This is a genomic window from Pusillimonas sp. (assembly GCF_029263785.1).
In the GTDB taxonomy this organism is placed as follows: domain Bacteria; phylum Pseudomonadota; class Gammaproteobacteria; order Burkholderiales; family Burkholderiaceae_B; genus Pusillimonas.
Window position 1 is genome coordinate 31,435 of record NZ_JAJUFE010000003.1, and the last position, 20,744, is coordinate 52,178.

Consider the following 20,744-nt stretch of genomic DNA (forward strand, 5'->3'; position numbering starts at 1 on the left):
AATAATGGCGCCTTTGCGGCGCCGGTTAATCAGGCCAGGGCTGCGATCAATTTCCTTCTTCTGTCTGAAGGGCCTCGCCATCGCCCGGCCAATCGCGAATGTATGCTTTCAGCATGTTGTTCTCGAACTGCTGCGCCGCCACGATGGCCTGCGCCATATCGTAAAACGATATGACGCCTTGCAGGACGGGCCCGTCCATGACAGGCATATACCGTGCGTGCTTATCCAGCATCAGGCGCTGGACCTCTTGTGCGCTGGTGTTGGGTGTGACACTGACGGGTGCATCGTCCATGATGCTGCGAATGGTGTAGTTGCCGGTGTTTCCGCCGTTGGCATGCAGATGCCGGATGATTTCGCGGAAGGTGAGCATGCCGACAAGTTCGCCGTGCTCCATGATGACCAGCGACCCGATGTCTTGTTCGCTCATGGTTTCGAGCGCTTTTGTAATGGGCATGTCAGGGGTGGCGGTATAAAGGGTGTGTCCCTTGACGCGCAATATCTCACTGACTTTCAACATGGGGGGCCTCCTCCGTCTGCCTGATTTTATTTGTATTTTGCCTGAGATCCGCAATTTGGGGTAGAACACTTCCGGTTTGTGAACCATCGTTGCTGCGTGCTACAGGAGTTTGCTCCGGCAATCCGGAGTCGATCAGGTCGCCTAACGACAGGTCGGGGTCGCTGGTAAGCACCGCTGCGATACCCGTCAAGAGGTAGGGCACGTTGTCCAGTCCTGACTGGTGACGATCAATCAATAACAAGTCGACCAGGCGTCCCAGCTTGGCCTGATTCAGATCACATGCAAGTACCCATTGATCGGAACCCTTGTCCTTGTCCTGGGTGGGGACCGCATAGCCCAGGCCATGCAGCGTCGCCAGTATGTGATTGAGTTCGTCGGGATGCAGCCTCAGGTGTGCACTGAGAAACCGCGAGCTGCGTCCAGGGGTGGGTGTTCCTTGTGCGCTTCGCAATAGACGCATGATATTGATGGCGTCCACAATGGCTGCGCCAGGCTGGCGCTGCTCGGCCCATCTTCTCATGCGCAATGCCGGCAACGTGGCTGCAACGGTGGCACCCAGCAAAATACCCAGCCAGGAAAGATAGATCCAGAGCAAGAAGATGGGTAGCGTTGCAAACGCCCCGTAAATGATCGTGTACGACGGGAAGTGCGAAATATAAAGTGCGAATCCCCACTTCATGATCGCCAGCACCACAGCGGTACCCATGCCGCCCACCAGTGCATCTCGCCAATAGACTTCCCGATTAGGGACATAGACGAAGAGGGCGGCAAATCCCAGGCCAGTGAACAGAATCGGTGCCACCGACAACAGCAGATTCATGGCCGCTGACATTTCACCGACCAAGCCCAGCGACTGCTGTGTAAGAACAGTTGTGGTCCACAGGCTGGCGCCCGCCAATATCGGCCCCAGCGAAATAATCGCCCAGTAAACCAGAATGCGCTGACGCAGTGGTCGGCGATGTTCGACGCTCCAGATGTCGTTGAGCACCCCATCTATGGTCATGATCAGCATGATCGACACGATGACCAGGAAGGCCGTACCCACTGCGGTCAGCCCCGACGCCTTGGCGGCAAACTGATTCAGATACGCCATGACGTTGTCGGACACGGCAGGTGGCATCAGGCTGGTGGTGAGGAAGTTTTCAAGCGCCAGTTTGAATTCCGCAAAAAGCGGAAAGGCCGTGAACAGGGAAAGCACGACGGCAAGCAGCGGGACGATGGCCAGGACGGTTGTGTAAGTCAGGCTTGCGGCGATCTGTGGCAGCCTTTTTTCGCTGGCACGCTGCAGCGCGTATTGCACCGCCTTGCCCAAGCTGCTTAGTCGGTCGGCGCTTGCTGGCGGGATTTCGCGATTGGAGTCGGTACCGTCTTCATGTTGCATGATGCATGCCGATTGCGGCCTGTATGCCACTGTGCTGGAAACTCGTTCGTCAATCCGGGTAATAATACCAGTATGACTACACCCCGACTCAATCCTGTACTGCGCCATGGCGCCTCGGTATCGCTGCTGGCGCTGATTGCGCTGTGCCTGTTGTGGGAGCTATGGCTCGCACCATTGCGCCCAGGGGGCTCCTGGCTGGTATTGAAGGTACTGCCGTTATTGCTGCCATTGCGGGGTGTACTCAAAGGCAATCTTTACACCATGCAATGGGCGTCGATGCTCATATTGATCTATTTCATGGAAGGTGTGGTTCGCGCGTACTCCGACCCTGCGCCGGCGTCGGTGGCCATGGCAGGCCTCGAGATTGTCTTCAGCCTTGTCTTTTACCTTTGTTCCATTTTTTACCTGAGGCCCGCAAAGCGTGCAGCGAAACTCGCGGGGCGCACCTCGAACGGGGTGCGGTCATGAGCGTTGACTCCATCGACGATCTGTCAACCGACAACTCATTTGCTCGCCTGCCTGGGCAGTTTTATACACGTTTGAACACCCAGCCCCTGGATCGTCCCCGTTTGCTGCATGCAAACGTGTCTGTTGCGCACATGCTTGGGTTATCTGACGAGGCTTTGACCCGTCCAGAGTTCCTGGATGTCGTTTCAGGCAATAGGGGTTTGCGCGGTGGTGACACTCTGGCGGCCGTCTACAGTGGACATCAATTCGGCGTATGGGCAGGCCAGTTAGGAGACGGCAGAGCACATTTACTGGGCGAAGTCCTTACGCCACAAGGCGGGCTCGAGCTTCAGCTGAAGGGCTCCGGTCTTACACCGTACTCCAGAATGGGAGACGGCCGGGCTGTAATTCGTTCATCGGTGCGTGAATACCTGGCTAGTGAAGCCATGGAGGGCCTGGGTATCGCAACCACGCGTGCACTGGCCGTGGTTACTGCCCAGGATCCCGTCTACCGCGAGACCGTAGAAAGGGCGGCTGTTGTCACCCGGGTGTCGCCTACCTTTGTCCGCTTCGGTTCGTTTGAACATTGGACTCAGCATCCAGAGCTGATGCAAGCGCTGCTCGATTACATCGTTGATCGCTTCTACCCCGAATGCCGCGTCGACTCCGCCGGTGACACTCGGGGCACGCATGCAACCATTCTTCGGTTTCTACGGGCCGTTATCAGGCGTTCTGCCAAGCTTGTCGCCGATTGGCAGACAGTGGGCTTTTGCCATGGCGTGATGAATACCGACAATATGTCGATCATTGGCGTGACCCTTGATTACGGTCCCTATGGCTTCATGGACGCCTTTCAGATCGGCCACATCTGCAACCACACTGACACCCAAGGTCGTTATGCCTGGAATGCGCAGCCGTCGGTCATGCATTGGAATCTGTACCGGCTAGCCAGTGCGCTGGCCGTTCTCGGGCCCGAGCCCGACGACCTGCGTGAGCAATTAAGCGGTTTTGAGCCTGATTTTCTCGACGCATATCATAGCAATCTCGTCCGAAAGTTCGGCTTGCGCGCCTGGCAGGACGCAGACGAGGCATGGGTCGACGATTGGTGGCGGCTGCTGCACACCCAACAAGCTGATTTCACCTTGAGTTTTCGTCGTCTCGCGACGGTGACGACCGATCCGGAATCTTTCCTGGGCCTATTTTCGGATCGTGAGGCAGCCAAGGCCTGGCTGGAAAACTATCATGCGCGAATCGAGCGTGACGCGCTTCCCGAGCAGGAGCGAATCGCGCAGATGAATCAGGCGAATCCCGTCTATGTGTTGCGGAATCATCTTGCCGAGTTGGCGATCCAGGCCGCCGAGAAGGACGATGCGACCGAAATCGATACGCTGCTGAAGTTGCTCAGAACGCCCTACGTCGAACGGCCAGGGTACGAAGCTTATGCCGCGCCTGCTCCTGATTGGGCCAGGGATCTACATGTGAGTTGCTCATCGTGATCCTGTCTCGTAAAGCATGAAGTCACCCCGGCTCATATTATGATGTCGAAATCCCCGATACCTGGCGCTGCAAGGCGCAGCGTCTGAACAGTTTGCAGATCTTTCTCTACTATCCAAGTACCTACTATGTCCGGCAACACCCTAGGCAAGATTTTTTGTGTCACTAATTTTGGCGAGTCCCACGGTCCCGCAATCGGTGCCGTTGTTGATGGTTGCCCGGCCGGCATGGCGCTGACAGCCGAAGACATACAGCTGGAACTTGACCGGCGGCGTCCCGGTACTTCCAGGCACGTTACGCAACGGCAAGAAGCCGACAAGGTCGAGATTCTTTCGGGTGTCTATGAAGGCGTGACCACCGGGGCGCCTATCGGTTTGCTTATTCGTAATACCGACGCGCGAAGCAAGGATTACAGCGACATCGAAAACACATTCCGCCCCGGCCACGCCGACTATACGTATTGGAACAAATACGGCGTGCGTGATCCGCGCGGAGGCGGTCGCTCTTCGGCACGCCTGACAGCGCCTACCGTTGCAGCCGGAGCCATAGCCAAGAAATGGCTGGCACAACAGTACCAGGTTCGCATTCGAGGATACATGAGCCAGCTTGGTCCGATTGTCATTCCGTTTGAAAGCTGGGACGAAGTCTCGAATAATCCGTTTTATGCGCCCAATGCCGCCATCGTTGAAGAACTCGAAGCCTATATGGATCAGCTTCGACGTGACGGTGATTCGATTGGCGCGCGTATCGAGGTTGTCGCGGAAGGCGTGCCTGCAGGTTGGGGCGAACCGCTATACGACCGACTTGACGCCGATATTGCCCATGCGATGATGGGACTTAATGCGGTTAAGGGCGTATCGATCGGTGCCGGTTTCGAAAGTATCGCCCAGCGCGGTTCGGAGCACGGCGACGAAATCACACCCGAAGGGTTCATCAGCAACAATGCGGGCGGTATATTGGGCGGCATATCTTCGAGTCAGCCCATCACCGTTTCCTTGGCCATCAAGCCCACATCCAGTATCCGGATCGAACGGCGATCCGTCGACAAACAGGGTAATCCGGTGCAGGTCAAGACACTTGGGCGGCACGATCCTTGCGTCGGAATCCGGGCAACGCCCATTGCCGAATCATTGTTGGCCATTGTGTTGATGGATCACGCCTTGCGTCAGCGCGCATCGTAAATACTTGCCGTCGCGGAGATGAATATGAAGACAGTTCAGGTTCTTAACAAACATTTCCAGTCCGTAGCGTCGTATGTATGTGCGAAGTCACCAGCGGAACTGCACACAGCCCGGCTGCTGAGGCGTGCCTTGACCGTGCTGGGTTTGTCTGGTGCGGCACTGCTGGCCGGCTGCGCAGCGGTGCAGACGACCGGCTCCGGCGCGGTAGGCGTTGATCGCAAGCAGTACATGTCCAGCCTGGTCTCTGAACAAGCCCTTGTCCAAGAGGCCCAAAAGCAATACACCAGTATCGTGGCACAGGCGCGGGCACAAGGCGCACTTGATACAAACGCCGCCCAAACGAATCGCGTCCGGACCATCGCTCAGCGGCTCATTGGCCAGGTCGGGGTGTTCCGGCCGGATGCCGCTCACTGGAACTGGGAAGTCCATGTATTGAATTCAGACGAAGTGAATGCCTGGTGCATGCCCGGTGGAAAGATCGCTGTCTACAGCGGAATGATCAACAAGCTCAAGCTCACGGATGCAGAGCTTGCGGCAGTTATTGGCCACGAAATGGCACACGCCCTGCGCGAGCACTCGCGCGAGCAGGTGTCACAACAGGTTGCTGCCGATGTCGGACTGAGCGTGTTGTCTGCCTTGACAGGCAGTGCAGCCACCGCAGACCTCGGGGGCAAGCTTACAGAAGTCATGTTTACCTTGCCCAACAGCCGGACACACGAAACCGAAGCGGACCGCATGGGCGTCGAGCTGGCAGCCAGAGCGGGCTACGACCCTCGCGCAGCGGTAACCTTGTGGCAAAAAATGGGCTCCTTGAGCGCAGGCAATGCACCACCGGAGTTCCTGTCGACCCATCCTTCGGCCGCTTCTCGAACTGCAGACCTTACCCGGATTGCAGAACAGGTCATGCCTTTGTATGAAGCGGCCAAATAATGTCGTGCATGTCCGGAACGATGCTTTGACCGGTGCGTACGTTTCAGTGCGCCTGCACCGGGGTTGAGTTATTTCGGGGGCCCAAATTGGGCCCTTTTGCCGGCTGGCGCACTCATTATGGGATCGTAAGCACTTGATCCCACAAGGATATCACTATTAATACTAGTATAACTGCTGCACTTGTACTAGGTTGAGAACTTGCGATAATAGTCATGACTCTTTCGCAGTTAGAACGCACATCCTTATCGAGATCCCTATGGCCCAGACCCTTTACGACAAATTGTGGGATGCCCACGTCGTTGATCAGGATGCCGATGGCACCTGTCTTATTTATATCGATCGCCACCTGGTGCATGAGGTGACCAGCCCTCAGGCATTCGAGGGCCTGACTTTGGCGGGTCGTAAACCTTGGCGCGTCAACGCCAACCTGGCGGTGTCCGACCATAACGTACCGACCGCAGGACGGGATCAGGGTATCAAGGACCCGATCTCGCGCCTTCAGGTCGACACGCTGGACGAAAACTGCGCGACGTTTGGCATAACGCAGTTTCGAATGAATGACATTCGGCAGGGCATTGTTCACGTTATTGGCCCGGAACAAGGGGCGACTCTTCCCGGCATGACTGTTGTCTGCGGCGATTCCCATACCAGTACGCACGGTGCGGTCGGAGCACTGGCCTTCGGAATCGGAACCTCTGAAGTCGAGCACGTTCTGGCGACGCAGACCTTGCTCATGAAAAAGAGCAAGAACATGTTGATCAAGGTCAACGGCAATCTGCCGTTCGGTTGCACGGCCAAAGATCTGGTCCTGTATGTGATTGGCCAGATCGGAACTGCCGGCGGCACCGGATACGCCATCGAATTCGGTGGGTCGGCGGTCCGCGAGCTGTCGATCGAAGGGCGAATGACTGTTTGCAATATGGCAATCGAGGCGGGCGCGCGATCCGGTATCGTAGCCGTCGATGACAAAACCATCGACTATTTCCGTGGCCGCCCGTATGCGCCCACCGGCGAACTGTGGGATCAGGCAGTTGAATACTGGAAGACCCTGCACTCAGACGAGGGCAGCCATTTTGATCGTATCGTCGAACTGGATGCCGCCAATATTACGCCGCAGGTAAGCTGGGGTACGTCGCCCGAGATGGTTTTGTCGGTCAACGACCGGGTACCTGACCCAAGCCGGGAAACTGACGAGGTAAGGCGCTCCGGAATGGAGCGTGCACTGCAGTACATGGGGCTCGAGGCCAATACGCCGCTTACCGACATCAAGATCGACAAGGTGTTTATCGGTTCGTGTACCAACTCGCGAATCGAAGACTTGAGGTCGGCCGCCGAAGTGGTGCGCGGCAAAAAAGTGGCTGAAAACGTCAAGCAGGCCATGATTGTTCCTGGTTCGGGCCTGGTCAAGAAGCAGGCCGAACAAGAAGGATTGGACAAGATCTTTCTTGAGGCCGGATTCGAATGGCGTGACCCTGGTTGTTCGATGTGTCTGGCCATGAATGCCGACCGCCTCGAGCCGGGCGAACGTTGCGCTTCAACATCGAACCGTAACTTTGAAGGTCGCCAGGGGCAGGGTGGGCGTACCCACCTGGTCAGCCCCGCGATGGCCGCCGCTGCAGCGATTGCCGGTCATTTTGTCGACGTCCGCACATTTGGATAGGATCCGCCATGAAAGCATTTACCACGCATAAGGGCCTGGTGGCCCCTCTCGACCGCGAAAACGTCGACACCGACCTGATCATTCCCAAGCAATTTCTCAAGTCGATCAAGCGCACCGGCTTCGGTCCAAATCTTTTCGACGAACTGCGATACCTCGACCACGGCGAACCGGGCATGGATAACTCCAAGCGTCCCCTGAACCCGGATTTTTCCTTGAATCAACCGCGTTACCAAGGCGCTTCGATCCTGCTGACGCGCAAGAATTTTGGCTGCGGCTCCAGCCGGGAGCATGCGCCCTGGGCTCTGGATCAATATGGCTTTCGCGCGATTATCGCGCCTTCATATGCAGACATCTTCTTCAACAACAGTTTCAAGAATGGTCTGTTGCCCATTGTGCTTCCGGAAGAAGAAGTGTCTCGTCTGTTCGAAGAGCTTTACGCAAACGAAGGCTACAGCCTCGAGATCGACTTGCCCCGCCAGGTGGTCATCACACCCGACGGACGCGAGCTGGCGTTCGAGATAGAACCATTCCGTAAGCACAGCCTGCTAAACGGGCTGGACGAGATCGCCACCACACTGCAAAAAGCCGACAAGATCCGTGCCTTTGAATCCGAGCGTCTGGCCCGCCACCCCTGGCTGGCTGTCGCACCTCGCGCCTGATTGTCGCCTGAATCTGCTTATCGAAAACATAACGACACAAATACCATGACTCATAAGATTGCTGTATTGCCCGGCGACGGCATAGGTCCCGAGATTACCGAACAGGCTACCCGGGTCCTGCGTGCGCTTGACCTGGATCTTGATCTTCAGACAATGCCTGTCGGTGGTGCAGCGTATGACCAATTCGGTCATCCGCTGCCACCGCAAGTGCTGGAACTGGCAAAAAGTGCCGACGCCATCCTGTTTGGAGCCGTCGGCGACTGGAAATACGATTCGCTAGCCCGTGAGCTGCGTCCCGAGCAGGCCATCTTGGGGCTGCGCAAGGCACTGGGTTTATTCGCCAATTTGCGTCCCGCCATTTTGTATCCCCAACTGGCCAATGCGTCGTCACTGAAACCTGAAGTCGTATCGGGGCTTGATATCCTGATCGTGCGTGAACTGACTGGAGACATTTACTTTGGCCAGCCGCGAGGCGTGCGCGAAGTGGAAGACGGACAATTCAAGGGGGAACGTCAGGGTTTCGACACCATGCACTATGCCGAAACCGAGGTGCGTCGCATTGCCCACGTCGCGTTCCAGGCTGCCCAGAAGCGGAGCAAGAAGCTCTGCAGTGTCGATAAGTCCAACGTGCTCGAGACCTCGCAGTTCTGGCGCGAGATCGTCATTGATGTTGCCAAGGAATATCCCGACGTGGCGCTCTCCCACATGTACGTCGATAATGCCGCCATGCAGCTCGTTCGCGCACCCAAGGAGTTCGACGTCATCGTCACGGGCAACTTGTTTGGCGACATTCTTTCCGACGAAGCGGCCATGCTTACCGGTTCCATCGGCATGTTGCCGTCAGCGTCTCTCAACTCGGCCAACCAGGGCCTGTACGAACCCAGTCATGGGTCGGCTCCGGACATCGCCGGCAAAAACATGGCGAATCCGCTGGCCACCATCCTCTCTGCGGCGATGTTGCTTCGATACTCCTTGGGCAAGGCTGATCAGGCCCAGAAGATTGAGCAGGCAGTACAGGCGGTTCTCGAGCAAGGACTGCGTACCGCCGACATTTTCGAAGAGGGTCTTACCAAGGTGTCCACGTCCGAAATGGGCGACGCCGTATTGAAGGCGTTAAAATAACAGGAGTTTTCCTGATTACTAACACAAAGTGAGCCATATGACCCAGGCAGTAGGTTTGGTCGGCTGGCGTGGCATGGTGGGTTCGGTCCTCATGCAGCGCATGCGCGACGAGAATGATTTTTCCTTGTTTCAACCGGTGTTCTTTTCCACCAGCAATGCGGGTGGAAAGGCACCAGCCTGGGCGGAAGGGGCCGATGCGCTGCAAGACGCCTACGACATTGAAACGCTCAAAAAGCTGCCTGTCATTGTGACCGCGCAGGGGGGTGACTACACCTCGGCGGTGTATCCCAAGTTGCGTGCAGCGGGCTGGGATGGCATCTGGATCGATGCCGCCAGTACCCTTCGCATGGCAGAGGACTCCATCATTGTCCTCGACCCGGTCAACCGGTCGGTCATCGACGCAGCCCTTCAGCGTGGGGTCAAGAACTTCATCGGCGGCAACTGCACCGTCAGCTGCATGCTGATGGGCTTGGCCGGATTGTTCAACAACGATCTGGTCGAGTGGATGACCAGCATGACCTACCAGGCTGCTTCCGGAGGGGGTGCGCAGCACATGCGCGAGCTGCTAACCCAGTTTGGCTTGCTCAACCAGGCAGTTCGTCCTTTGCTGGACGACCCCGCTTCGGCAATTCTGGAAATCGATCGTGGCGTCCTGGCCAAGCAACAAGACGTTGATCTGCCCCGCGATCAGTTCGGTGTTCCCCTGGCCGGCAGCCTCATTCCCTGGATCGACAAAGATCTGGGAAATGGCGTTTCGCGCGAAGAATGGAAAGCAGAGGCCGAAACCAACAAGATTCTTGGTCGAGGCGAAGCGTTTGGTACTGCGCCTACGCCTATCGATGGCCTGTGCGTCCGTATCGGAGCCATGCGTTGTCATAGTCAGGCCCTTACCATCAAGCTAAAGCGCGATGTACCCCTGGACGAAATCACCGATCTTTTGCGCGAAGGGTCCAACTGGGCCAAAGTGGTGCCAAACGAACGCGAGGCCACCATGCAGCAATTGACGCCGGTGGCGGTTACAGGTACTTTGGACATTCCAGTAGGTCGCTTGCGCAAGATGTCCATGGGTCCCGAGTACCTTAGCGCTTTCACCGTGGGCGACCAGTTGCTGTGGGGGGCGGCAGAGCCACTGCGCCGCATGTTGCGCATTACTTTGGGCGAACTATAAATATGGGGAAATCTTGTTGTGCGGCCGCCGGCTCACCGGTAGTCCGATACACGCCAGTGGCTTTTGCCCTGGCCGCACTGCTGGCGATGGTGTCGCCGGCCGACGCAGCAAGCATAGGTCATTCGCGTCTGGTTTCCGCGCCGGGCCAGCCCTTGCGCATTGATGTCCCGATACGTGACCTTACCGAGTCCGAACAACAATCGTTGCGCGTGACCGCTGCTCCATTGTCGTCATGGCAGCAGGCCGGCCTCACTCCACCGGTCGAACTCAGCACCTTGCAAATCAGCGTCGAGCCCGGGTTCAGCGCTGATTCACGTCGGATTCAGGTGCGGTCAAGCCAGCCGTTTACGGGTGTCGTTGCCGATCTTCTGCTGCAGATATCCACGTCAGTTGGCAGCCAGCAGCATCAGGTCAGCCTCTTGGCCGGAGCGTCTCAAGTCGCCTCAGACAGCGGTCAATCCGTCTCAAGTGTTTCGGGTCCATCCGGTGTTTCTGTGGGCGCGCAATCGTCCCGCGGAACGATTACAGTGCGACGAGGCGATACGCTGTTTGCCCTGGCGCGAGCCAATGCCGTCGAAGGCGTCACCGTCTACCAGATGATGGTTGCCTTGCAAAAGGCCAATCCACAAGCCTTTATCGAAGGAAACATCAACCTTGTCAAAGCAGGGGCAACGCTGGCCATACCTGATACGGCCGCGCTGCGGGCGATTTCCGACCGCGAAGCCCGGCGCATTTTCCAACAGCATACCCAGGCGTTTGCCGAATACCGGCAACGCATTGCTTCCCGGCAGGGTGGGGCTGTAGCAGGTGGGTCGACGCAAAGCGGCCCGGTTGTCGCAGGCGAATCTGAAGCGCCCTTGCAGGTGGCTCCGCCGGCGTCCGGTGACCAGGTAGTCCTATCCAGTGGATCCGGTGCCGATCCAGACGCACAGGCCGACGAGCAACACGCAACACAACGCAACATCGAGGAATCCCAGGCCAGGGTATCGCAGCTTGAACGGAATGTGCAAAGCCTGAATCAGGCACTGCAGATGCAGGGCGAGGCCGCCAAGGATGCTGTGGTTGAAGGCGCTGCCGCGGTGGGACAAACGCTCTCAGAGGCAGCTGCCAGTATCGGGTTGTCGTCAGGCGAACCCGAATCCGCTTCAGTTCCGGGCCAGTCTGCTCAAGCCGTTGACGGCCAATCAGGCGTACAAGGTACAGTCCCCGCTGGCCAGGCAGGTACCAGCGGTGATCAGGCCGCGGGCCTGGCACCGCAAGACAATGGTCAGGCTCAAGCTGGAAGCACGGCGGGCACTGAAGGTGATCCAGCCTCTTCGCCGACCTCCCAAGCGGGTTCCGACGCGGGCAACGAATCCGTGACCACGCCGCCGGCTTCGCCTGCAGAGGCATCCACCCGGGCAGATACATCGCAACCCGATGCATCAACTTCCGATACGGTTTCGGCTCAATCTGGCGCACAGTCACAATCTGGCTCAGCTGCCAATGGTGGTGCAGGCGCAATGGCTCCAGATAGTGGTGTGGCCCTTTCAGTACCTGGCCCGTCTGGTGCCGCTCAAACCAACGAATCCAACCCATCCATTTCCAGCAAGGCAGAGCAACCCGTGTCCTGGATTCAGCAAAATCTTTTAGGCGTCATTACGGCGATATTGGCGCTGGTCGTACTGATTATTGCCTGGGTATTGCGCCGGGCAAGTGCTTCCCGCAGCGAAGGGCAGGGCGTCGTTACCGAGGCAATGGTCCAGGAGCGCCTCGAGCAGATCGATCTCGATCTTTCGAATCCGCCAAGCGACGAGCGCCCGCCCAAAGCCGGTTAATCACGTATGCCTCGTGTGGCGTTGGGCCTGGCATACGATGGTGAGCCCTGGCAAGGGTGGCAAACCCAACCCGGCGGGCTCACTGTTCAAGATGCCCTGGAAGCGGCGTTGGCACAATTTCTTGCCCACGCTACGCCGACTATCTGTGCCGGCCGTACCGACACTGGAGTTCACGCGCTTTGCCAGGTCGTCCACGTCGACACCGAGGCTCAGCGGTCTTCCGAGTCGTGGGTCCGGGGTCTTAACGCGCTTTTGCCCGATAGCATCGCTGTCCAATGGGCCAGGCAGGTCGACGACGACTTCCACGCGCGCTTTTCGGCTCTTTCGCGTACGTATGTGTACGTACTTCGACAGGCTCGCATACGATCTCCCTTTACTCATGGACGTGCCGGTTGGTCTTTTCGACCGCTCGAACTGCAACGCATGCGTCAGGCGGCCGAGCGCCTCATCGGGGAACATGATTTCAGTGCCTTTCGCTCGTCGCAATGTCAGGCAGCCAGTCCGGTGCGTACCCTGTACAGCCTGGATATAGAGCAAACCGACGGCAGCTTCATCTTTACATTCAGGGCTAATGCTTTTTTGCATCATATGGTGCGCAATCTGATGGGTGCCCTGATATACATCGGTCAAGGCAAGCACGCGCCCGGCTGGATCGATGTTTTGCTAGAGCAAGGTGACCGTCGCCTGTCGGCGCCTACCTTTTCGCCGGCGGGCCTGTATTTGGCGAATGTTGAGTATCCGGAACGTTTCGGATTGCCAATCTTCGACTTGCAGGATCTGATGGCGACTCACCATTTGCCGGTGGTTCGGAATTGCTGACCTCGAGCCTGTCAGGTGGCCGGAAGGGCGAGGGTAAAATGCTTCTTTGGTCTTTTTGAATCCGGGTCTCAATCGATGCTTCGTCCTCGCGTAAAAATTTGCGGAATCACGCGTGCTTCTGATCTGGCTGCTGCGGCAGATGCCGGTGCCGATGCTGTCGGGCTTGTGTTTTATCCCAAGAGCTCACGACTGGTAACTGTAGAGCAGGCGCGAGAATTACGTCGTGCAGCTCCGGCCTTCGTTAGTGTCACCGCCTTGTTTGTCAACGCAGACACGGCACTCGTACGCCAGGTACTCGCCGAGGTCCGGCCTGATCTACTTCAGTTTCATGGCGATGAAACACCCGACTACTGTGACAGTTTCGATCACCCCTACATGAAAGCATTTCGCGTGGGGGGGCCAGGTCTTGAGGATGCGACGCGTGTACGCAATGCCTGCAACCAATACTCGTCCGCTGCGGCATGGTTGTTCGACAGTTTCAGCCCCGGCTATGGTGGAAGCGGATTGACATTCGACACGACATTGCTCGAACAGGTTCGTGCCTGGGACAGTGCTCGGCCTTTGATCTTGGCCGGTGGGCTCAGACCGGACAACGTAGCGGCCGCGCTGCAGGAGGTTCGACCGTATGGGCTCGACGTTTCGAGTGGCGTGGAGGAGTCCGGGGGCATCAAGTCGCCCGAAAAAATCACCGCCTTCATGAAGGCGGTGTATCGTGCTTCCCTGGTGTAAATCACGCCTGGCAATCAATGAAGCGTCCCTGACTTTGTATCGGTTCAGGGTGACTCCAGGAAACCCTGCGTGCTGTAAAGGCTGACTGGCAAGGGTTTTAACGAGCGACCGGAATCGGCGAGCTCGCGGGCATAGTCCAGAAACAGCTGTGTCGCATCCAGGCCGACGTCGACCCGTTGCTGTTTTGTCAGGCCAGAGAACGGCGTGTAGTGATCTTTTCCATCGGCTATGAAGTCGATTGTCGCGACCGAATACACATGATCAGGGTCGAGCGGAGCGTATCGACCGCTAGCGTCCGCGACTTCAATTTGCGAAATACGGGCTTCGCCGGGTCTGGTTGCGTCCACAACCCACCGCATCCCTGCCGCATAGGGATAGGCACCGGTATTGCGGCCCGGCCCCAGCGCGGCTTGTACTGCGCTTTCAACTGCCGCGCGCAGTGTTGAACCGGGGATCTTCAGTTGTACCAGCGTGTTCTTGAACGGCAGCAACGTATGAACATCCTTGACAACAAGGGGGCCGGCTGACAGATCGATGCGTACCCCCCCGGCATTGATCAGGGCAAGATCCGCGTCGAAGTACTTGGTGGCCTGTTCAAGAAATGCCTGTGCAACGATCTGCTGGGCGTCGCCACCATGCTCGAGACCGGGGCGATTCTTGCACTCCTGGTCATGGCCGGCCCCCGTATGCTGGCCAAGTCGTCCGGGAATCCGTCGCGCACACAAGGTTTGTGCGACCTGAGCGATGACGGTGGACCCAAACTCCACTTTTTGCTGCTGGTAGGGGGCTAGTACCTGCAGGGCAACGGGATCAGGCGTGGTGATGCGCAAAGAACGGGAATTCGCCACATCGTTCATCACAGCGTCCAGTTCGTCCGGATCCAGCGCATTGACCTGGCCGCGGTCGCGTGCAAAGTCGTTTCCTATCAAGATATGGGGGGTGCCGCTGCACTGGACGAGCCTCCCATCTTCGTCAAAGGACAGCTTGAGCTCGCCCACTACAAATGAGTAGTGTCCAGCCTGCGCCACACAGACCGGATTGCCATCGGCATCGGTGGTGCGGGTGGGGTAGGGACCTTTGGGAGACAGGCCGAACCTTTTGAGCCTGTCCGGACCCAGCAGGGTGTGGGAGTCACCCCCAATAATGACATCCACTCCGCGAAGACGCTGTGCGAGCTCGAGATCGTTCTGATACCCATAGTGGGTCTGAAGCACGACGATATCGACCCCTTGGCGCGTCAGTGCATCAATTTGTTCTTGTGCAGCCGTGGCTTCGTCCAGAAATGTGGTTCCCGGGTCTGGGCGCGACGCATTTTGCGTCTTGTCGGCGACAGTTATCCCGACAAGTCCGATGCGCCGGCCGTTACGTTCGAGCACCATCGAGGGCTTTACATATCCGGCCGATAACGATTCTCGCAATGGCGAATCCGGGCCGAAACTGACATTGGCGCTCAAGATCTGGGTCTGACAGTTGTCAGAACGAAGATGGTCTAGAAATGTCTTGAGGCCGGCGTCGCCATAGTCGAATTCATGATTGCCCAAAGTGAAGGTGTCGAAGCACACGGTATTCATCAGATCCGCGTCGGCCTGTCCATGGGTAAGAGAATAATAAAGATCGCCTGTAATGGCGTCGCCGGCATGAATCTTGATCGTAGGGCCTGCGGTTTGATCGGACAGCGCGCGCATTGCCGAGGTCACACGGGCAAATCCTCCGGCCGTCACGAAGATCCGTTCGCGCCTGCCTCCGCCGGTGTCCATAGACAATGGAACTCTCGTCTCATCCAGGTGAGAGTGGTGGTCGTTGACGTGGAGCAGGGTGAGCTCGAAGCCGGCGTGCTTGTCGGAGTCGAGAACTGCGCGGGCTGTGATAGTGTCGGGATGAATACAGGAAGCAAGCGCAATAGCCAGCAGTGCTGCGCCTGCCGTGCTAAAAATTCGGCGTAATAAATGGATCTTGAATGATAGATACATGGCAAAATTGGGAACACGAAGCGAGAGTTCTTGTAGCTCTGCTTCATCGTGATGAGGAACACCTGAGCGAAGCTGCCGTTATTCAAAGCAAATGCTACGAACAATTTCAGTAGAATATATGCAGGCCACAAAGGGTTATCAAGGTGTTCAAAAAAATTAGCTACAAATTAAAGCGGATATTGTTCAAGTTGTCTCCCAAACTGGCCGAGAAACTGAATATCTCGTTCCCGTTTCGTTCGCGTGACCGTGATTTTCTTGAAAATGAAGTCTTCGCCTACCTGAATACATATTTGGGCACGGCGGACAAGTCACGCAGACTGTTGTTTGTTGGACTGGACAAGCATAACTGGCACTACCATCGCCTGTTGAACCTGACATTCCACACGATCGACATCGACAGGCGAAGTGCCCGCTATGGCCAGGAGGGGTTGCATTGCACGGGTAGCGCAACAAGCCTTCAAGAGTATTACGAGCCAGAATATTTTGACGCTGTCGTGGCCAACGGCATGATCGGTTTTGGCATCAACACCTTAGAAGATTTTGATGCCATGCTCGCCGGAATTGCCCATATCAGCAAGCCTGGCGCCGTCGTGGTGCTAGGGTATAGCGATCTTCCGGAGCGCGTCCGGTTTGTACCGTCTGGCGCCGGCTCCCTCGGGCGATTCCGCGAGTTCACTCCGCCAATTCCCGCCATGGACTCCCCACAGCATCAAGTCTTAAATGAGTTCAGGCACAGATACTGGTTTTTGCAGCGCCTGTAATGCATACAATGCCGATGATTCATATTCGTGGGGTTCGCAACAGTATGCGAATGCCACATGCCAATGTTTCGTACCAACTTTAAATGTATCTTGCGCGAGATTAAAAAACACGCTATAGTTACGTTCTTTACAGGCGGTTAGCTCAGTTGGTTAGAGCGCTACGTTGACATCGTAGAGGTCGCTGGTTCGAATCCAGTACTGCCTACCATCCCCACCTCCCGCACCGGGCTTTCCCAGGCCCTTCCCAATAAACGGGTGAAGGGCACTCATCAGACACGGTGCATCACGCCGTCCCAACCGCGTAGGGCCAGGACCCTTAGCCGGTAATTTTCAAAAATTCCTTAAGCCAAACGCCCTGCGCGAGATCATTTCCATCTTGGTATGGAAGCCCTCTGTGATGCCGTTGGACTTGGTGAAGCGCCACATTCGCACGATCAGTTCGAGCTACGCCCGAAGCGTTTGGGCCAACGGCCTGTAGCCTTGATCTGCAGCCCCACCCGGAGGCCACGCCCGGAGCGCTTGGGCCAACGTCTGGCTATTCCCCGTTAAACGGGGATGCGCATTTCCGAGACACGGTTGATCACACAGTTTCAACCACACTGGGTTGGACCCTGCTAATTGTCATGAACCGGGGATGAGCAGTGGTTGCAGGCGGTGGTCGCACCCGTTCCAACCGCAGGGCGCCAGAGGCACATTCCATTAGCGGGGAATCCGCTCAGCCTATTGGCTTTTGATTGCACTAGGTATTTTCAGCGCCCTTGCGAAAAAGTGAGTCCAGGTGCTGTTCAAATTCGTGGTATCCGATGCGCTCGTAGAGTTCTTCTCGAGTTTGCATCAAGTCGACCACATTTCGTTGATGCCCGTCTTTACGAATGGCCTCGTATACCGATTCTGCCGCTTTGTTCATCGCCCGGAAGGCCGATAGTGGATACAGAACCATGGCCACCCCGACGCTAGCCAGTTCCTCGACGGAAAACAGCGGGGTCTTGCCGAATTCGGTGATATTCGCCAATACCGGGACTTGCAAGGTATCGGTAAAAGCGGCGTAAGTATCAAGATCGGTTACTGCCTCGGCAAAAATAGCGTCGGCACCTGCTTCAACACAGGCGCCGGCGCGATCAAGCGCTGCCCGAAGCCCTTCTGACGCCAGTGCATCTGTTCGGGCGATCAGGTAGAAATTGTCGTCCGTGCGTGCGTCGACCGCAGCCTTGATCCGGTCGGCCATTTCCTGCGTGCTGACGATCTCTTTACCGGGTCGGTGGCCACATCGTTTCGCCCCGACCTGGTCTTCGATGTGGCAGGCGGCCGCACCAAACTTGATCAGACTCTTGATGGTGCGCGCAATGTTGAATGCTGATGGGCCGAAGCCCGTATCGATGTCTACCACCAGAGGCACATCGCATACGTCGGTGATTCTTCTTACATCTATCAGGACGTCGTCGAGCGTATTGATTCCGAGATCCGGAAGGCCCAATGACCCGGCAGCAACGCCTCCGCCCGAAAGATAGATAGCCCGATAGCCGGCCCGCTTGGCCAGCAGTGCGTGATTGGCATTGATGGTGCCGATGATTTGCAGGGGAGACTCTGCAGCGAGGGCGGCGCGAAACTGTGCTCCGGGGCTTGGAAGGGGCGACGTCTTGTTCTGGGGCATGGGTGCAAGAAAAGGTTCATGCCGCAGGCGAGTTGGTCTGTATGCCTGCGGCCAGTAAGTATGACTTTAGCCGATAGCCTGGGGTTGCGTCATGCCCGTTCAACATAGGGAGACATTTCCTGGCCAATTCGGGCTCGCCATTGCGAATAGGGCTCATAACCCTCGCTTTCCTCACACATTTTGTGCGTGACTTCGTAAATCTGCTCGTCAGACTGAGTCAGGTCGAGGGGAATCAGGAAGGGCTGCTTTATGTACCAGTCGGTATCAACAAAAAACTCGAGGTTGTTTCCCTCGGGGTCGTGTGCGTAGATGCTCCAGGCAATGCCGTGATTTGCGGGGAAAATGCTTTCTCCGCCATATTCGAGCAACTTGGCATGGACGTGGCGAAGGTCGTCAAGCGTGCCCAGCTTGAAGGAAATCTGATTGATGCTGGGCCCGAATTGGGGATTTGCTGTGTTGCCAGGAAGATTGTCCGGCCGCCCGGTGGCCAGCACGATCTGGTGATGGTCGAGCGGATCGCGTGAAAGAAATACCAAATTCATGCCGCCGGCATGACCGCGGTCGGTAACTGTGAATCCCAGTACGTTCGTGTAGAAATCCTCCATTGCCGACAGGTTCCTGACGCTGATGCCCATGTGGCTGAACTTGAGATTGACGGCACGCTTTGTGGCTTGGGATGGCGAACGGACTTGTGCGGTAACGTCGTTCATGTCCTTGTCTCCTTTATGGATTGTAATGATCAGCGCCGGACTCAGACGCAATTTGGTGCAGCTCCAATATCTTCCGGCCACGGCCTCTTGCTGTCAATGTGCAGTGGTTCAACAAGGGGCTTGTTTATGCCGGCTTTTTGGCCGGTTCCAGGATTGTTTGGGGAACCAGGCCGTATAGCTGACGTTTCAACACTTTGCCCGTCGCATTCTTGGGCATTTGATCGATGAAAACATAGTGTTTAGGACGTTTGAACCGGGCTATCTGGCTGAGGCAACGGGCCTCAAGCGCTTCGGCCGTAACCTGTGAGTCGTCCTGGCATACGACAAATGCAAGCACCGATTCGCCCCATTCCGGGTCGGGAATTCCGATGACGGCTACCTCGGTTACACGCGGGTCCTGCATCAATGCTTCTTCGACTTCACGTGGATAGATGTTGGTTCCACCACTGATTATGACGTCCTTTGAACGGTCCATCAGGTAAAGCAACCCACGCTCGTCGAGCATTCCCACATCGCCGGTATGCAGCTTTCCGTCGGCGAGCGTGTCTTCGGTGGCTTGAGGCTTATTCCAGTAACCCTGCATCACTGTGGGCCCGGCCACCAGGATTTCACCCGCCTGACCGATACCTAGTGGGTGCCCGGAGCCATCTGCGATGGAGATCTCGATGCTGGTCTGGGGATAGCCTACAGAAGAGAGAAAGTCGTCGTCGCCAAGTTCTACCGCGCGGGCTATCTGGCTTGCTGTTTGAGCGGTAATTGACATCGGGGATTCGCCCTGACCGTAGATCTGTGCAATGCGAGGGCCCAAGGCCTGTACGGCTCGCTTGATATCCTCGACATAGAATGGCGCGCCAGCCACGATTACTGTGCGCAGCCCCGGAAGCGCGATGGCGTGTTCCCTTACATATTTTACGAGCCGATTGACCATTGTCGGTGCTGCAAAGAGGCTGACGTTATGGTGTTGCTGCAGCAGCCGGCTGGTTTCCGAGGCGTCGAATCCGCCGCTCGATGGCACCAGCTGGAGGGCTCCCTTGAGGAAAAACGGCACGCTGTACAAGCCACTGCCATGTGACATTGGCGCGGCATGCAGCAGCACATCCGATTCACTTACGGCCTGAACGTCGGCATAGAAGTTCAGTGCCATGTTGACCAGGTTAGAGTGAGACAAGACCACCCCCTTGGGGCGCCCCGTCGTGCCACTGGTATAAAAAAGCCATGCCGGCAGTTCGCCATGTTTGCCAGGGTTCGACATATTTTCAAGGCAGGGCCCGGTTTTTGCTTCCTGGAAGCTGGTGGCGCCAACATCCATCACCTTCAGATCTTCAATGGACCGCGTCAGGGGAAGCAGATTGTCGTACAGGCCACTGTCAGTCAGGCAAAGCCTGGATCGGGAGTCTTGCAAGATGAATTCGATCTCTTTGGCATGCAGCTTGTTATTGACCGGAACCACACACAATTGTGCGTGCCAGGCGGCCAGCATTGCCTGCGCATAATCGCTGCAGTTCCTCATGACCAGTGTCACCCGGTCGCCGGGATTCAATCCCAGGTCCCGCCGCAGCAGATACGCCAAGGCTCGAACGCTTCGGTCGAGCTGTGCATACGTGATAGGCGTTGAGGTGCCCGAGGCTAGTGCGGGCCTGTCGGCGTATATTTGCACACTTCGCTGAAATAATCGGCCCAGATGCATCGCAGACTCCTGCTTGAGAGGGGAGGTCGACAAGACACCTG

General features: G+C 56.9%; 18 protein-coding genes, 1 tRNA gene and 1 pseudogene. 13 read left to right on the forward strand and 7 right to left on the reverse strand.

Translation table 11 applies throughout. From position 1 onward, the window contains the following. Positions 1-46: 46 nt before the first annotated feature. Both Q1J88_RS01410 and Q1J88_RS01415 read right to left on the reverse strand, forming a co-directional pair. Positions 47-517, reverse strand: a complete 471-nt coding sequence (locus tag Q1J88_RS01410) for a CBS domain-containing protein (protein WP_301115614.1) — start codon at positions 515-517, stop codon at positions 47-49. Further along, the gene (locus tag Q1J88_RS01415; RefSeq protein WP_301115615.1) at positions 501-1,898 is read right to left on the reverse strand and encodes a YihY family inner membrane protein; all 1,398 of its coding nucleotides are present in this window, start codon (positions 1,896-1,898) and stop codon (positions 501-503) included. Before Q1J88_RS01415 ends, Q1J88_RS01410 begins: the two co-directional genes overlap by 17 nt. A gap of 72 nt (positions 1,899-1,970) precedes the next feature. On the opposite strand from Q1J88_RS01415, the gene Q1J88_RS01420 reads away from it, so the two are divergent. The 11 genes from Q1J88_RS01420 to Q1J88_RS01470 all read left to right on the forward strand — a co-directional run bounded on the left by Q1J88_RS01420 (position 1,971) and on the right by Q1J88_RS01470 (position 13,924). Next, a complete protein-coding gene (locus Q1J88_RS01420; protein ID WP_301115616.1) occupies positions 1,971-2,366 on the forward strand; it encodes a DUF2069 domain-containing protein in 396 nt (131 codons plus the stop codon). Then, entirely contained in the window at positions 2,363-3,841 is a 1,479-nt protein-coding gene (locus Q1J88_RS01425; protein WP_301115617.1) for a protein adenylyltransferase SelO, read from the forward strand. The genes Q1J88_RS01420 and Q1J88_RS01425 overlap by 4 nt, the downstream gene beginning before the upstream one ends. A 126-nt stretch (positions 3,842-3,967) precedes the next feature. Beyond that, complete coding sequence (gene aroC / locus Q1J88_RS01430) at positions 3,968-5,020, forward strand: chorismate synthase (protein ID WP_301115618.1); 1,053 nt, start codon at positions 3,968-3,970, stop codon at positions 5,018-5,020. 24 nt (positions 5,021-5,044) lie between these two features. Next, positions 5,045-5,950 (forward strand): M48 family metallopeptidase, encoded by a 906-nt coding sequence (locus Q1J88_RS01435; RefSeq protein ID WP_301115619.1) that lies wholly within the window; start codon positions 5,045-5,047, stop codon positions 5,948-5,950. 256 nt (positions 5,951-6,206) lie between these two features. Beyond that, positions 6,207-7,610 carry a 3-isopropylmalate dehydratase large subunit gene (gene leuC, locus Q1J88_RS01440; protein WP_301115620.1) on the forward strand — a complete coding sequence of 468 codons (1,404 nt, stop codon included), beginning with the start codon at positions 6,207-6,209 and terminating at the stop codon, positions 7,608-7,610. A gap of 8 nt (positions 7,611-7,618) precedes the next feature. Next, complete coding sequence (gene leuD, locus Q1J88_RS01445) at positions 7,619-8,269, forward strand: 3-isopropylmalate dehydratase small subunit (RefSeq protein ID WP_301115621.1); 651 nt, start codon at positions 7,619-7,621, stop codon at positions 8,267-8,269. 45 nt (positions 8,270-8,314) lie between these two features. Beyond that, positions 8,315-9,391, forward strand: a complete 1,077-nt coding sequence (gene leuB / locus Q1J88_RS01450; RefSeq protein ID WP_301115622.1) for a 3-isopropylmalate dehydrogenase — start codon at positions 8,315-8,317, stop codon at positions 9,389-9,391. 37 nt (positions 9,392-9,428) lie between these two features. Continuing rightward, positions 9,429-10,559: an aspartate-semialdehyde dehydrogenase gene (gene asd / locus Q1J88_RS01455; RefSeq protein ID WP_301115623.1), complete on the forward strand. Its 1,131-nt coding sequence runs from the start codon at positions 9,429-9,431 to the stop codon at positions 10,557-10,559. A gap of 56 nt (positions 10,560-10,615) precedes the next feature. Next, positions 10,616-12,376 carry a FimV/HubP family polar landmark protein gene (locus Q1J88_RS01460; RefSeq protein ID WP_301115624.1) on the forward strand — a complete coding sequence of 587 codons (1,761 nt, stop codon included), beginning with the start codon at positions 10,616-10,618 and terminating at the stop codon, positions 12,374-12,376. 6 nt (positions 12,377-12,382) lie between these two features. Beyond that, a complete protein-coding gene (gene truA / locus Q1J88_RS01465) occupies positions 12,383-13,195 on the forward strand; it encodes a tRNA pseudouridine(38-40) synthase TruA (RefSeq protein ID WP_301115625.1) in 813 nt (270 codons plus the stop codon). A gap of 75 nt (positions 13,196-13,270) precedes the next feature. Beyond that, entirely contained in the window at positions 13,271-13,924 is a 654-nt protein-coding gene (locus tag Q1J88_RS01470) for a phosphoribosylanthranilate isomerase (protein WP_301115626.1), read from the forward strand. A gap of 44 nt (positions 13,925-13,968) precedes the next feature. On the opposite strand, the gene Q1J88_RS01475 is transcribed toward Q1J88_RS01470, so the two are convergent. Then, a complete protein-coding gene (locus Q1J88_RS01475) occupies positions 13,969-15,894 on the reverse strand; it encodes a 5'-nucleotidase C-terminal domain-containing protein (RefSeq protein ID WP_301115627.1) in 1,926 nt (641 codons plus the stop codon). Positions 15,895-16,037: 143 nt separating this feature from the next. Between Q1J88_RS01475 and Q1J88_RS01480 the strand changes: the two genes are divergently transcribed. Together Q1J88_RS01480 and Q1J88_RS01485 are read left to right on the forward strand one after the other, a co-directional pair. Beyond that, positions 16,038-16,655, forward strand: a complete 618-nt coding sequence (locus Q1J88_RS01480) for a class I SAM-dependent methyltransferase (protein WP_301115628.1) — start codon at positions 16,038-16,040, stop codon at positions 16,653-16,655. 131 nt (positions 16,656-16,786) lie between these two features. After that, positions 16,787-16,863 (forward strand) — tRNA-Val (locus Q1J88_RS01485). A gap of 61 nt (positions 16,864-16,924) precedes the next feature. On the opposite strand, the pseudogene Q1J88_RS01490 reads toward Q1J88_RS01485, so the two are convergent. The 4 genes and pseudogenes from Q1J88_RS01490 to Q1J88_RS01505 all read right to left on the reverse strand — a co-directional run. After that, positions 16,925-17,096 (reverse strand): annotated as a pseudogene (locus Q1J88_RS01490) (transposase); the annotation flags it as partial. Between the two features lie 298 nt (positions 17,097-17,394). Next, positions 17,395-18,306 (reverse strand): methylisocitrate lyase, encoded by a 912-nt coding sequence (gene prpB / locus Q1J88_RS01495; RefSeq protein ID WP_301115629.1) that lies wholly within the window; start codon positions 18,304-18,306, stop codon positions 17,395-17,397. A gap of 89 nt (positions 18,307-18,395) precedes the next feature. Continuing rightward, a complete protein-coding gene (locus tag Q1J88_RS01500) occupies positions 18,396-19,016 on the reverse strand; it encodes a VOC family protein (RefSeq protein ID WP_301115630.1) in 621 nt (206 codons plus the stop codon). Positions 19,017-19,140: 124 nt separating this feature from the next. Next, positions 19,141-20,736 (reverse strand): AMP-binding protein, encoded by a 1,596-nt coding sequence (locus Q1J88_RS01505; protein ID WP_301115631.1) that lies wholly within the window; start codon positions 20,734-20,736, stop codon positions 19,141-19,143. Positions 20,737-20,744: the final 8 nt, after the last annotated feature.